Below are 15324 nucleotides of genomic sequence, written 5' to 3' on the forward strand. Positions count from 1 at the left end.
CCAATATACCAATAGAAACCATTTAATTGGCATATTGTTGAATTGGTATACTGGCACATTATAAAAAAGCAGTCTGCCTATAAGCCGGGTTCTGTACTCCCGCTTGTACGGGAGCGTCTGCCATTTATCTCGTCTTACTGTCACCAGTAAGCTTTAGCGGTCTACCCCCCGGCATCGGACGAGCAATCCTACATGCGCCGGTATACATGACCTTACAACCCATAAGACGTACGGCATCCTATATTACTATAAGATCCGGTGAGCTCTTACCTCACCTTTTCACCCTTACCGGACAGATCCGGCGGTCGTTTTCTGTTACGCAACTCTACCCTCGCGGACAGCTTCCCGTTAAGAAGTATGGTGCTCTCTGTTGCCCGGACGTTCCTCCCGTCCCGAAGGACGAGCGACAGACCGGCAAACTGCAATGGGACAAAGGTAATTCTTTTAATTGACAATTGAAAATTGAAAAATAGGATAGTTACATCAAAAGAGTTCGATATGGTTCTCTTTTACTTTTCTGCCAGTCTAATTTGTTTTCGACAATGTCATGTATATTTTCGACGTTGTCGTGTATATTCTCGGCATTGTCGTATATGTTTTCGACATTGTCGAAAATAAATTACATAAGCATCTGATGGCAGTTTCATGGGAAACATTCTGCCGTTCTTGCTGTTATATTATTGAATGTATGACCATTTGTCAGACAGTCGATTGTTAAAAAGGTACTTTGCATTACACAGTACTGTTAATCGCAGTTAAGCCCTTGCGGAGCGCCGTTAAAAGTGATAAAAAAACAGTCTCAAATGGAATAATCGCACGATTTTTGACTTTTCTTTGTCGAAAGAAAAGTGTTAAATTTAAATGTTTGATAAAATAATAAGAGTATGAAAAAGATGTGGAAAAATGTGCTTGGTATAGTTCTCGTTGCTGCAATCAGTGCGGGGGCGGCTGTTGGGACGAGTGCTTACCTGATTAATAAGAATCAACCGGTATTTAGCGCTTCTGGCTCAGCAAATACCTTCAATCAGCCGATCCGGTTAGCCGGTTATAATACGGTTGCTGCAGAGAATACGGATTTTACTACGGCAGCAGAAAGTACGGTTCATGGCGTTGTGCATATTAAGGCCACGACAAATGCCAAACAATATGCCGACGGAGGCAATCAGCCGCAGTATGTTGATCCGTTCGAATATTTCTTCGGATTCGGAGGACGTGGTGGTTTCCAGCGCCCGCAACCACAACCACGGGTAGGGGCTGGTTCCGGGGTGATCATTTCGACCGATGGATATATTATAACGAACAATCATGTGATCGATGGAGCGGATGAACTGGAAGTGACATTGAATGACAACCGCAAGTTTGCAGCCAAATTGGTTGGAACCGATCCGACGACAGACATCGCTTTGCTTAAGGTTGATGCAAAAGATCTTCCTACCATTCCGTTCGGTGATTCTGAAAAACTGAAAGTCGGGGAATGGGTGTTGGCTGTCGGTAACCCGTTTAATCTGACTTCTACGGTTACAGCCGGTATTGTGAGTGCAAAAGGACGTGGCATCTCGATGGGAGGCGGAGACAAGAGCAAGATCGAGTCGTTTATCCAGACCGATGCAGCCGTGAACCCCGGTAACAGTGGAGGTGCGCTGGTGAATACGAAAGGTGAGCTGGTCGGTATCAATACCGCTATTTATTCCGAGACAGGAAACTTTGCCGGTTATTCGTTTGCAGTGCCTATCAGCATTGCTGGGAAAGTGGCAAACGACTTGAAGCAGTATGGTACGGTACAGCGTGCAATCTTGGGTGTCCAGATCATGAGTGTGGGTGATATTGCCGATATGCTGGGCTATCCGAACTTGCCGGCTAAACAGAAAGAAGAACTGAGTGCCTTGAAATCCAAGATAAAAGTATCTGAAGGTGCGTGTGTGGCTGATTTCGCAGACCGCAGTACTGCTAAGGAGGCCGGAATTGAAAAGGGTGACGTGATTGTAGCCGTAAATGGTGCAAAAGTGAAATCTGCGAATGCTCTGCAGGAACAGATTAGTAAATATCGTCCGGGTGACAAAGTGCAGGTGACTGTAGACCGTAATGGTAGCACCAAGACATTTAATGTGGAACTTCGTAATGCACAGGGCAGTACAGCCGTAGTGAAGGGAGCAGCCGACAGTGCTGAAGTTTTAGGAGCCGCTTTTAGCGCGTTGACAAACGAACAGAAACGTGAATTAGGTGTAAGCTATGGTATTGAAGTGACCGGTTTATTGAATGGTAAACTGAAAGATGCCGGTATCAAAAAAGGTTTCATCATCATGGTTGTAAATGATCAGAAGATTTCATCTCCTGAACAACTTGAGAGAATAGTTGACAAGGTTTTGAAGGGTAATGAGGACGATCGTTACATCGTAGTGAAAGGTTTTTATCCGAATGGACGTACGAAAGTATATGCTATAGATCTGGCTGAATAATAAAATAACGTTATATTCGTCTTATTTGGCGGGAAGATTGTTAAAGGTTTATAATTGGCTGGGTGTAGGGTGCATCCAGCCAATTCTGTCAATAAAAATAATATTATCTTTGCACCCTGATATTCTCAATATAAAAACATTGGATGAGACAGTTAAAGATCACAAAGTCCATTACCAATCGCGAAAGCGCTTCTCTTGACAAGTATCTTCAGGAAATAGGCCGTGAAGATCTGATCACAGTAGAAGAAGAAGTAGAATTGGCACAGGCTATCAAAAGAGGCGACCGGAGAGCATTGGAAAAATTGACCAGAGCGAATCTGCGTTTTGTTGTATCTGTAGCTAAGCAATATCAAAATCAGGGGTTAAGTTTACCGGACCTTATTAATGAAGGTAACCTGGGATTGATTAAGGCGGCTGAAAAATTCGACGAGACCAGAGGTTTTAAGTTTATTTCTTATGCTGTGTGGTGGATTCGTCAGTCTATTTTGCAGGCTTTGGCAGAACAGTCGAGAATTGTCCGTCTTCCGTTGAATCAGGTAGGTTCGTTGAATAAAATCAGTAAAGCCTTCTCTAAATTCGAACAGGAAAACGAACGTAGACCTTCTCCTGAAGAACTTGCAGATGAACTGGATATTCCGGTAGATAAAATTTCGGATACCTTAAAAGTATCGGGAAGACATATCTCGGTGGATGCTCCGTTTGTGGAAGGCGAAGACAACAGTCTTTTGGATGTGCTTGTTAACGATGATGCTCCTATCGCTGACCGGTCGTTAATGAACGAGTCATTGGCAAAAGAAATTGATCGAGCCCTTGCTACATTAACCGAAAGAGAATGTGAGATAATCAAAATGTTTTTCGGTATAGGCTGTCAGGAAATGACATTGGAAGAGATTGGCGACAAATTTGGCCTCACAAGAGAGCGCGTCCGCCAGATCAAGGAAAAAGCAATTAGAAGACTAAGACAAGGTACGCGTAGCAAGCTCCTCAAATCGTATTTAGGTTAACCTCTTTCGGAGGAAAACAAAAGGATTTAAAAGCCTCTTATCCGTTAGGATAGGGGGCTTTCCTCGTTATTATGGTTGATGGTCTTGGTTAAATCTTTCCTTGTACATTATAATACCCATATGAAATCCTTGTGTATAGCTTGAAAACGGGAGTGTGGTAGAGAATAAAAAAGTTTTGTATGTAACATTCAGTGGTTCAGAGATTAGAGTAAAGGTTTTACAAACGGGTTAAAAAATAGTTGCAAAAATGTTTGGTGAGTATGTTATAAAGCACTACTTTTGCATCCGCATTCGAGAGAGAACGCAGGTGTTTAAATGATGAAACAAAAAACTTTTGAAAAAAGTTCCGATAAAATTTGGAAGTTAAAAATAAAAGTTCTTATCTTTGCACTCACGTTCTCTAAGAGATAGCGATAAGTTCTTTGAAAATATTACATATCAACAAGTAGTACAAGAGACGTATAGAAATACGAAACATACCGTCAGTGACTACGATAAAGACGAGATTCTGAGCGAAGATATAAAACAATTTCAACAACGAAGAGTTTGATCCTGGCTCAGGATGAACGCTAGCGACAGGCTTAACACATGCAAGTCGAGGGGCAGCATGGTAAGTAGCAATACTTATTGATGGCGACCGGCGCACGGGTGAGTAACGCGTATGCAACTTACCTATCAGAGGGGGATAGCCCGGCGAAAGTCGGATTAATACTCCATAAAACAGGGGTTCCGCATGGGACTATTTGTTAAAGATTCATCGCTGATAGATAGGCATGCGTTCCATTAGGCAGTTGGCGGGGTAACGGCCCACCAAACCGACGATGGATAGGGGTTCTGAGAGGAAGGTCCCCCACATTGGTACTGAGACACGGACCAAACTCCTACGGGAGGCAGCAGTGAGGAATATTGGTCAATGGCCGAGAGGCTGAACCAGCCAAGTCGCGTGAAGGATGAAGGATCTATGGTTTGTAAACTTCTTTTATAGGGGAATAAAGTGTGGGACGTGTTCCATTTTGTATGTACCCTATGAATAAGCATCGGCTAACTCCGTGCCAGCAGCCGCGGTAATACGGAGGATGCGAGCGTTATCCGGATTTATTGGGTTTAAAGGGTGCGTAGGTGGTAATTTAAGTCAGCGGTGAAAGTTTGTGGCTCAACCATAAAATTGCCGTTGAAACTGGGTTACTTGAGTGTGTTTGAGGTAGGCGGAATGCGTGGTGTAGCGGTGAAATGCATAGATATCACGCAGAACTCCAATTGCGAAGGCAGCTTACTAAACCATAACTGACACTGAAGCACGAAAGCGTGGGTATCAAACAGGATTAGATACCCTGGTAGTCCACGCAGTAAACGATGATTACTAGGAGTTTGCGATACACAGTAAGCTCTACAGCGAAAGCGTTAAGTAATCCACCTGGGGAGTACGCCGGCAACGGTGAAACTCAAAGGAATTGACGGGGGCCCGCACAAGCGGAGGAACATGTGGTTTAATTCGATGATACGCGAGGAACCTTACCCGGGTTTGAACGTAGTCAGACCGACCTTGAAAGAGGTCTTCTAGCAATAGCTGATTACGAGGTGCTGCATGGTTGTCGTCAGCTCGTGCCGTGAGGTGTCGGCTTAAGTGCCATAACGAGCGCAACCCTTATCACTAGTTACTAACAGGTCGTGCTGAGGACTCTGGTGAGACTGCCAGCGTAAGCTGTGAGGAAGGTGGGGATGACGTCAAATCAGCACGGCCCTTACATCCGGGGCGACACACGTGTTACAATGGCATGGACAAAGGGCAGCTACCTGGCGACAGGATGCTAATCTCTAAACCATGTCTCAGTTCGGATCGGAGTCTGCAACTCGACTCCGTGAAGCTGGATTCGCTAGTAATCGCGCATCAGCCATGGCGCGGTGAATACGTTCCCGGGCCTTGTACACACCGCCCGTCAAGCCATGGGAGCCGGGGGTACCTGAAGTCCGTAACCGCAAGGATCGGCCTAGGGTAAAACTGGTGACTGGGGCTAAGTCGTAACAAGGTAGCCGTACCGGAAGGTGCGGCTGGAACACCTCCTTTCTGGAGCCAGAGTCTCATGAGAAAGTAGTAATTTCAATGAGGTATGTTATTCTCTGGTACTACGGTTGAATATGTATAAAATATGATCTTAACCGGGCATGCCGGTATAGAGAAAGATGAGGCTGAGGTATTTATCTCAGGCGCACAACAGTTGACAGTCCTATAGCTCAGTTGGTTAGAGCGCTACACTGATAATGTAGAGGTCGGCAGTTCAACTCTGCCTGGGACTACCAAACAGTTGACAGTTGAGAGTAAACAGTTGAAAGGTAAACAACTTTCCACTCTGCACTCTGCACTTTCAACTCTCTACGGGGGATTAGCTCAGCTGGCTAGAGCATCTGCCTTGCACGCAGAGGGTCAACGGTTCGAATCCGTTATTCTCCACACAAGATGAGTGATTATTGATTTATTAATTATTAATTATTCATTAAACATAAGATCTTTGACGTATTGGACAACTTCAAAAAAGTAAAGTAACAAAAAAAGTAAGAGCAAGCTAAAGATATATCAATCCGACACGCAAGATTAATTATTAATTGTTTAATTATTAATTTTGAAAACTGTGTCAGTGATAAAGAAAGTAAGCAAGGGCAGACGGTGGATGCCTTGGCTCTCGGAGGCGATGAAGGACGTGATAAGCTGCGATAAGCTTGGGGTAGGTGCAAATAACCTTTGATCCCAAGATTTCCGAATGGGGCAACCCGGCTGGTAGAAGGCCAGTCATTCCGTAAGGAAAGCGAACGTGGGGAACTGAAACATCTAAGTACCCATAGGAGAAGAAAACAAAAGTGATTCCGCAAGTAGTGGCGAGCGAACGCGGAACAGCCCAAACCGATGTTGTTTAGGCAATATCGGGGTTGTAGGACCACGCCATGGCAAGCGATTAAGGAAGTAGAACGTTTTGGAAAAAACGGCCGTAGACGGTGAAAGCCCAGTATACGACTCTTTAATGAAGCCTAGTGGTATCCTGAGTAGCGCGGAGCACGAGAAATTCTGTGTGAACCAGCGGGGCCCATCCCGTAAGGCTAAATACTCCCGAGAGACCGATAGCGAACCAGTACTGTGAAGGAAAGGTGAAAAGCACCTCGAACAGAGGAGTGAAATAGTCCCTGAAACCGTCTGCCTACAAGCGGTCGGAGCAATCTTTTGATTGTGACGGCGTGCCTTTTGCATAATGAACCTACGAGTTACTTTCTCCGGCAAGGTTAAGGACTTCAGGTCCGGAGCCGAAGCGAAAGCGAGTCTTAAAAGGGCGGTATAGTCGGAGTGAGTAGACGCGAAACCAAGTGATCTACCCTTGGTCAGGATGAAGGTTGGGTAACACCAACTGGAGGTCCGAATGGGTATACGTTGAAAAGTGTTCCAATGAACTGAGGGTAGGGGTGAAAGGCTAATCAAACTTGGAGATAGCTCGTACTCCCCGAAATGCATTTAGGTGCAGCCTTTATATAGTATATAATGAGGTAGAGCGACTGATTGGATGCGAGGGCTTCACCGCCTATCAAGTCCAGATAAACTCCGAATGCGTTATATATATTTATAAGGAGTGAGGGCGCGGGTGCTAAGGTCCGCGTCCGAGAGGAGAAGAATCCAGACCATCAGCTAAGGTCCCCAAATAACAGTTAAGTTGAACTAACGAAGTCAGACTGCAGAGACAGCTAGGATGTTGGCTTGGAAGCAGCCATTCATTTAAAGAGTGCGTAACAGCTCACTAGTCGAGGAGTCTGGCGTGGATAATACTCGGGCATAAACTGTTTACCGAAGCTATGGATCTCGTATGAGATGGTAGGGGAGCATTCCATGTACGTCGAAGGTGAGGGATGACCCTTGCTGGAGTGCATGGAAACGCAAATGTAGGTATAAGTAACGATAAAGGAGGTGAGAAACCTCCTCGCCGAAAGACTAAGGTTTCCTGATCAACGTTAATCGGATCAGGGTAAGTCGGGACCTAAGGATAAGCCGAACGGCGATTCCGATGGAAGAATGGTTTAATATTCCCATACTACTTTATGGAGCGATGTGGAGACGGAGAAGTGACAGTCCTGCCATCTGACGGAATAGATGGTTAAAGGGTGTAGATGTAGATCGAAGTAGGCAAATCCGCTTTGAGAGTCGAACCTGACAGTATGTCGCGTACTTGTACAAGGCAATATGGACGTAATCAGGCTCCCTAGAAAATCCGCTAAGCAAATTCATAAAGTACCCGTACCGTAAACGGACACACGTAGTTGGGTTGAAAATACTGAGGCGCTCGAGTGATTCACGGTTAAGGAACTAGGCAAATTGACCCTGTAACTTCGGGATAAAGGGTCCCTGCAGAGATGTGGGGCGCAGAGAATAGGTCCAGGCAACTGTTTAACAAAAACACATGGCTGTGCGAAATAGAAATATGAAGTATACAGCCTGACACCTGCCCGGTGCTGGAAGGTTAAGAGGAGAACTCATCGCAAGAGAAGGTTTGAATTGAAGCCCCAGTAAACGGCGGCCGTAACTATAACGGTCCTAAGGTAGCGAAATTCCTTGTCGGGTAAGTTCCGACCTGCACGAATGGTGTAATGATCTGGACACTGTCTCAACCGTGAGCTCGGTGAAATTGTAGTATCGGTGAAGATGCCGATTACCCGCGATGGGACGAAAAGACCCCGTGAACCTTTACTATAGCTTTACATTGAATTTGGGCAACTAATGTGTAGGATAGGCCGGAGACTATGAAGCAGGCACGCCAGTGTTTGTGGAGTCGTCGTTGAAATACGGCCCTTTGGTTGTTTGAGTTCTAACTCGCAGAAGCGAGGACACTGTATGGTGGGTAGTTTGACTGGGGTGGTCGCCTCCAAAAGAGTAACGGAGGCTTCTAAAGGTACCCTCAGACCGATTGGTAACCGGTCGTAGAGTGTAATGGCATAAGGGTGCTTGACTGGGAGGCCTACAAGCCGATCAGGTAGGAAACTAGAGCATAGTGATCCGGTGGTTCCGCATGGAAGGGCCATCGCTCAAAGGATAAAAGGTACTCCGGGGATAACAGGCTGATCGCTCCCAAGAGCTCATATCGACGGAGCGGTTTGGCACCTCGATGTCGGCTCGTCACATCCTGGGGCTGGAGAAGGTCCCAAGGGTTGGGCTGTTCGCCCATTAAAGTGGCACGCGAGCTGGGTTCAGAACGTCGTGAGACAGTTCGGTCTCTATCTATCGTGGGCGTAGGATATTTGAGGGGCTCTGACACTAGTACGAGAGGACCGTGTTGGACAGACCACTGGTTTACCGGTTGTACCGCCAGGTGCACCGCCGGGTATCTAAGTCTGGATTGGATAAGTGCTGAAAGCATCTAAGTACGAAGCCAGCCTCAAGATAAGATATCCCTGAGGGTCGTTGTAGACTACGACGTAGATAGGCTACAGGTGTAAGGGCAGTAATGTCGAAGCCGAGTAGTACTAATCGCCCGAGACTTTCGTATCATGGATAGGATTGATATATCGCTTAGGACGATCCGAAGTTGGGTCGTTAGCTCAGGAGTTATGTAGCTTAACTTGGGGTTGTCCGGTCAAAAATCTTAATATAAAAGTTATTAAGGTGGTTATAGCGTTGGGGATCCACCTCTTCCCATTCCGAACAGAGAAGTTAAGCCCAACCACGTCGATGGTACTGCGTAAAAGTGGGAGAGTAGATAGCCGCCGTTTTTAGAAAGTAGAGTTAAAGAGCTCAAAAGAGAAAAGGAGTTAGTCGTAAGACTGGCTCCTTTTTCTGTTTCTGCCTTTTCGATTAAACTTCTGCCGGAAAAGACTTCACGGGAAGAACGGATATCTTCATGTGGAAGATGTGTCGGATTGGTGGGGGGGAAGTGTTTTTTCGGAGGATTGTTAGTTGGGGAATACTTTGGAGGTATAATTGGGGATTTTTTAGGAAGAATGTGGAATAATTCTACATATATGGATTGTGATTTGGGTAACAAGCAATTTCATATTGGGTATATTGTATTAAGAACAAGCTACATAATGTTTTTTAACGCTTGAGTTGAAACAATGGTACGATTATTTCATTTCTTAATTTAGAGATAGATATATAGCAAGTTTAAATGTCAATTATAGATATTAAAATGGTAGGAGAAAGATTGGTTAAAGGGGCTGTGTTTTTAGCCTTGATGGTGTTAACAACAGGATGTCGACATAAGGATGAACCTTTGAGGCCTCTTGTGATTGTTGATAAACCGGCGAAGGAAGATGTACAGATTTTTGGTGAATATGTCGGACGCATCCGGGCAGCCCGGTTCGTGGAAATACATGCTCGTGTCGAAGGTTATCTGGAAAAGATGTTGTTTGTGGAAGGAAAGGAAGTAAAGCAGAACGAACCTCTTTTCATTATTAATTCGGCTCTTTATAAGGCAAAGGTGGAGAAAGCCAAGGCGCAACTGAAAAAGAACGAAGCACAAGCTGCAAAAGCCAAACGCGATGTAGAACGTTTGCAGCCCTTGTATGAGCAGCATGCTGCCAGCCAATTGGATTTGGATAATGCATTAGCCTCGTTAGGAGACGCAGAGGCGGATATCGCCATGAGCAAGGCCGATCTGGACCAGGCACAACTTGAATTGAGTTATACGACTGTGACCTCTCCTTTGGCCGGATATATCAGCGAACGTTTTGTGGATGTCGGTGCTTTGGTTGGTCCCGGTGTAAACTCCAAATTGGCGGCCGTCGTAAAGAGTGACACTGTTTTAGTAGACTTCAAGATGACGGCATTGGACTATCTGCGTGCCGAACGTCGTAATATTAAATTTGGAGAACAAGACACGTCCCGTTCCTGGCAACCGACCGTGACAGTTACCTTAGCCGACGATTCAGAATACCCTGTTAAAGGGATAGTGGATTTCGCCGATCCGATTGTAGATCCGCAGACCGGTACATTTGGTGTACGTGCTGAGCTTTCCAATCCGAATCAGAAACTTCTTCCGGGGCAGTTCACAAAGGTGAAACTCTTGCTGGATGTTCGTGAACATGCAATTGTTGTTCCCCGTAAAGCTATTTCCATAGAGAAAGGGGGAGCTTTCATTTATGTAGTCCGCCGGGATAATGTGGCAGAAAAACGTTTTGTGCAGACTGGCCCAGAGATCGGAAACAACATCGTTATAGAACGTGGATTGGGTGAAAACGAACAAGTTGTAATAGAAGGCTATCATAAGTTAGTCCCCGGTATGCTGGTACAGCCGATACAGGCGGGTGACGATAAAGCGATTGAAGCATTAAGGGCAGAGGAGGAAGGCGAATGAAACCGGGATTCTTTATAGACCGTCCCGTTTTCTCGACAGTACTTTCTTTGGTGATTGTTATTGTTGGGATTATCGGATTGGTGATGTTGCCGGTGGACCAGTATCCGCAGATCACTCCGCCGGTTGTGAAGATTAGTGCCTCGTATCCGGGTGCAAGTGCTATGACGGTATCGCAAGCTGTTGCAACTCCTATCGAACAGGAGTTGAATGGTACGCCGGGTATGATCTATATGCAAAGTAGTAGCTCTAATTCGGGAGGTTTGACTATCACTGTCACGTTCGATGTGAATGCGAATCCAGACCTTTCGGCCGTAGAAATCCAGAACCGTGTGAAACTGGCGGAATCCCGTTTACCGGCAGACGTTGTGCAGAACGGTATCACGGTAGAAAAACAATCAGCCAGTCAGTTGATGACACTGAGCCTACTTTCGGACGATCCTCGTTTCGACGAGATCTATTTGAGTAACTTTGCGACTATTAATGTGTTGGATGTGCTGCGTCGTATTCCCGGTGTCGGTCGTGTCTCGAATATCGGTAGCCGTTATTATGGTATGCAGATCTGGGTTTATCCGGATCGTTTGGCAAACATGGGGTTGACAGTAAAGGACTTGCAGAATGCCCTGAAAGAACAAAACAGCGAATCGGCGGCCGGTGAGTTAGGAAAACAACCTGTATTGGATGTCGATATCACGCTGCCTGTTACTGCCAGAGGACGTTTGTCTACGGTAAAGGAGTTCGAAGATATTGTAGTTCGTGCCAATCCGGATGGCTCTATTGTCCGTATTCGTGATGTGGCAAGAGTTTCACTTGAAGCCTCTTCTTATTCGACGGAAAGTGGATTGAACGGAAAAAATGCGGCTATACTTGCTATCTATATGCTACCGGGAGCCAATGCACTGGAGGTAGCTACGAATGTAAAGGAAGCGATGAAAGAGATCAGCCAGAACTTTCCTGAAGGACTGGAATATAAGTTCCCCTTCGATGCAACCGAATATATATCGCAATCTATCCATGAGGTATATAAAACCTTGTTTGAAGCCTTGTTCCTGGTTGTATTGGTGGTATTCTTGTCTTTGCAGAACTGGCGTGCAGCCTTGATACCGACAATCGCCGTCCCTATCTCTCTGATCGGAACATTCGGTTTTATGCTAATTATGGGTTTCTCGCTCAACATGTTGACATTGTTAGGCTTGATTCTGGCAATCGGTATCGTGGTGGATGATGCGATCGTCGTGGTAGAAAATGTGGAACGTTTGATGCATGAAGAACATCTGACGGCTCGTGAGGCTACTCATAAAGCCATGCATGAGTTGTCGGGAGCCTTGATTGCTACCTCTATGGTGTTGGCGGCCGTGTTTGTTCCCGTTAGCTTTTTGAGTGGAATTACCGGAGCTTTATATCGTCAATTCTCCATTACGATCGTAGTCTCCGTACTGTTATCCACAGTTGTGGCGTTGACGTTAAGCCCTGCCATGTGTGCGATTATCCTACGCCCAAACAGGAAGAAAAAGAATATTGTTTTTCGTAAGATCAATATCTGGTTGGCCAAAGGAAATAGTAAATACGGGCATTTATTGGAAAAAGCGATTCAGAATCCGAGGCGTATCTTGGCTGGTTTCGGAATGGTGATCGTGTTTATCTTCGTGTTGAACCGGGTGATCCCGACCAGCTTTATCCCCGAAGAAGACCAAGGGTTCTTTACAGTCGAACTGGTGATGCCCGAGGGAGCGACTTTGGAACGCACGCGTAAAGTCACAGACCGCGCCATCGCTTTTATCGAGAATCTGCCGGCTGTCGCATATGTACAGAATGTGACCGGTAGCAGCACGCGTGTCGGAACTTCGCAGAGCCGTTCCACCCTGACCGTTATTCTGAAACCTTGGGAAGAACGCAAATCTTCCAATATGGGAGTAGAGGACGTAATGGAACAATGTCGTAAAGAGTTCTTATATTATCCAGAGATACTGGCCTACCTGAACCGTCCTCCTGTAATTCCTGGGTTAGGAGAGAGTGGAGGTTTGGAAATGCAACTAGAGGCTCGTGGCGATGCCAGCTGGGAAAACTTGGTGGCAGCTACCGACACTTTTATGCTCTACGCATCGCAAGCGCCGGAACTGACAGGTGTGTCATCTGCCTTGCAGTCGGAGATACCGCAGCTCTACTTCAATGTGGACCGTGATCGCGCGAAGTTCCTCGGTATTCCGTTGACGGATATCTTCTCGACCATGAAGGCTTATTTGGGTTCTGTCTATGTAAACGATTTTAACATGTTCAATCGTATATATAAAGTATATATCCAGGCAGAAGCTCCATATCGTGCAACGCGTGATAATCTTGGTCTGTTTTTCGTCCGTGCACAGAACGGTTCGATGGTTCCGTTGACTGCACTGGGAACGACCAGCTATACGACCGGACCGGGGACGATTAAACGTTTTAATATGTTTACGACAGCCGCTATCAGTGCTGTTGCTGCTCCCGGATATAGCTCGGGCGAAGCAATGGCCGCTATGCAAAGGATTGCTCGCGAGCATCTTCCGGAGAATATCGGATTGGAGTGGAGCGGACTTTCCTATCAGGAGAAAAAGGCTGGCGGACAGACTGGATTCGTGCTGGCGTTGGTATTCCTTTTCGTGTTCCTTTTCCTGGCTGCCCAATATGAAAGCTGGATCGTGCCGATTGCCGTACTGCTTTCATTACCGGTAGCTGCATTGGGAGCTTATCTCGGAATATGGGTGACGGGCCTGCATAATGACATTTATTTTCAAATCGGTCTGGTGACGTTGATCGGTCTGGCGGCAAAGAATGCGATCCTGATTGTCGAGTTTGCCAAAATACAGGTCGATTCCGGAGTCGAGGTTGTCAAAGCCGCCCTTCATGCTGCCCGGATGCGTTTCCGTCCGATCCTGATGACCTCATTGGCATTTGTTTTGGGTATGCTTCCGATGGTACTGGCAAGCGGACCGGGTTCTGCTTCACGTCATAGTATCGGCACAGGTGTATTCTTTGGGATGCTGGTCGCCATCACAGTCGGAATTGTTTTGGTTCCTTTCTTCTTTGTTTTGATTTACAAGATAAAAGGTAAAGTCAGAATGGAACGTATTCTTCGTCGAACAACAAGAAAATAATTACAATGAAACAAAATATCTATGTATTCATGGTCCTGTCCCTTACGCTGGCACTTTCTTCCTGCAAGATCGGTAAGAAGTACGCTCGCCCTGAACTGGACCTTCCGGAAGAGATTGTGGCAGGGGCGGATACCGCTTCGATCGACAGCATTCCTTGGCAGAGCCTGTATGCCGATACGACTTTGCAGCGCCTGATCACCATTGCTCTTGATAATAATAAAGATATGAAGATTGCCGCGGCGAAAATAAAGGAGATGATCGCCACGAAACGGATCACTTTCGCTGAGCAGTTTCCAGAAATAGGGGCTCGGATCTACGGACAGAAAGAGCGTCTGAATTATGGAGGTGATGACCCGAAGCCTGATCCTGAATACGGAGCCAAGCTGACCCTTTCGTGGGAATTGGATCTGTGGGGGAATCTCCGCTGGGCAAACGAAGCGGGGATTGCTGCCTACCTGCAATCGGTGGAAGCACGTCGTGCCTTGCAGATGACGTTGGTGGCGGAAGTGGCTGCCGCTTATTATGAGCTTTGCGCGCTCGATCAGGAACAGGCCATTGTGCGTCACACCTTGGCTGCACGTCGCGAGGGCGTCCGACTGGCTAAGCTGCGTTTTGAAGGAGGTCTGACTTCCGAGACGTCCTACAGTCAGGCACAGGTGGAGTTGGCACGTACGGAGACCTTGCTTCCTTCGCTTGAACAGAAGATCAAGATAAAGGAGAATGACCTTTCTTTCCTGCTTGGACAGTATTCAGGGGATGTCCCGCGCGGATTGTCCTTGCGTGAACAGCATTTGCCGGCAACATTGCCGGTCGGCCTGCCTTCTTCCTTGCTTGAACGGCGCCCGGACATGCGGCAAGCGGAGCAAAAACTGCGTGAAGCGAATGCCAGGGTAGGAGTGGCTCAAACCGATCTTTTCCCGAAGATTAGCCTGACTGGTAATTTAGGCTTTGAAAACGAAGAACTGACGAATTTCATCAAGAGTCCCGCTTGGTTTCTTGCTGGCGATTTATTGCAACCATTGTTTGCTATGGGTAAGAACAAAGCAAAACTGAAAGCGGCTCGTGCCCGCTATGAGCAGGAAGTATATAATTACCAGAAAAGCGTGCTCGGTGCTTTTAAAGAAGTGGGCAATGCAATCATCACGATCCGCAAGGCAAAGGAGGTTCGCCTGTCATACGAGAGATTGCTCAATGCTGCCGATACTTACCTTCAGTTGGCACAATTGCAGTATATCAACGGTGTCACCAGCTATATGGATGTTCTTGATGCCCAGCGTGGTTTGCTTGACGCCCAACTTAGCCTGAACAAGGCGATGCTTGACGAATTACTGTCGACGGTCTACCTTTATAAGGCGTTGGGAGGAGGTTGGGAGTAAAGCCAACTGATTTCTGAAAGCCCCTTTTCCTTTGGTCAACC

Annotated in this window: 5 protein-coding genes, 2 tRNA genes, 3 rRNA genes and 1 other RNA gene; 10 read left to right on the top strand and 1 reads right to left on the bottom strand. The window is 46.5% G+C overall.

Features of this window, described 5'->3' with window-relative positions; all coding sequences use genetic code 11:
* Nucleotides 1-64 precede the first annotated feature (64 nt).
* Nucleotides 65-423, bottom strand: an RNA gene (rnpB, locus tag NQ564_RS02935) — RNase P RNA component class A.
* 461 nt (nucleotides 424-884) lie between these two features.
* Here rnpB and NQ564_RS02940 point away from each other — a divergent pair.
* The 10 genes from NQ564_RS02940 to NQ564_RS02985 all read left to right on the top strand — a co-directional run bounded on the left by NQ564_RS02940 (nucleotide 885) and on the right by NQ564_RS02985 (nucleotide 15283).
* Nucleotides 885-2456: a Do family serine endopeptidase gene (locus NQ564_RS02940; protein ID WP_008145861.1), complete on the top strand. Its 1572-nt coding sequence runs from the start codon at nucleotides 885-887 to the stop codon at nucleotides 2454-2456.
* Nucleotides 2457-2599: 143 nt separating this feature from the next.
* Complete coding sequence (locus tag NQ564_RS02945) at nucleotides 2600-3460, top strand: sigma-70 family RNA polymerase sigma factor (RefSeq protein ID WP_005641668.1); 861 nt, start codon at nucleotides 2600-2602, stop codon at nucleotides 3458-3460.
* A gap of 534 nt (nucleotides 3461-3994) precedes the next feature.
* Nucleotides 3995-5525: ribosomal RNA gene (locus NQ564_RS02950) — 16S ribosomal RNA — on the top strand.
* Between the two features lie 156 nt (nucleotides 5526-5681).
* Nucleotides 5682-5758, top strand: a tRNA-Ile gene (locus tag NQ564_RS02955).
* Between the two features lie 77 nt (nucleotides 5759-5835).
* Nucleotides 5836-5909: transfer RNA gene (locus NQ564_RS02960), tRNA-Ala, on the top strand.
* A gap of 190 nt (nucleotides 5910-6099) precedes the next feature.
* Nucleotides 6100-8976, top strand: a 23S ribosomal RNA gene (locus NQ564_RS02965).
* A gap of 112 nt (nucleotides 8977-9088) precedes the next feature.
* A 5S ribosomal RNA gene (gene rrf, locus NQ564_RS02970) occupies nucleotides 9089-9199 on the top strand.
* The 16S, 23S and 5S rRNA genes sit together here with 2 tRNA genes alongside, the layout of an rRNA operon.
* Before the next feature lie 416 nt (nucleotides 9200-9615).
* The gene (locus NQ564_RS02975; protein WP_039848053.1) at nucleotides 9616-10782 is read left to right on the top strand and encodes an efflux RND transporter periplasmic adaptor subunit; all 1167 of its coding nucleotides are present in this window, start codon (nucleotides 9616-9618) and stop codon (nucleotides 10780-10782) included.
* Complete coding sequence (locus NQ564_RS02980; protein ID WP_008147223.1) at nucleotides 10779-13907, top strand: efflux RND transporter permease subunit; 3129 nt, start codon at nucleotides 10779-10781, stop codon at nucleotides 13905-13907. Before NQ564_RS02975 ends, NQ564_RS02980 begins: the two co-directional genes overlap by 4 nt.
* Before the next feature lie 5 nt (nucleotides 13908-13912).
* A complete protein-coding gene (locus NQ564_RS02985; protein ID WP_008147226.1) occupies nucleotides 13913-15283 on the top strand; it encodes an efflux transporter outer membrane subunit in 1371 nt (456 codons plus the stop codon).
* Nucleotides 15284-15324: the final 41 nt, after the last annotated feature.

It is taken from the genome of Parabacteroides johnsonii DSM 18315, assembly GCF_025151045.1.
GTDB classification, from domain to species: Bacteria; Bacteroidota; Bacteroidia; order Bacteroidales; family Tannerellaceae; genus Parabacteroides; species Parabacteroides johnsonii.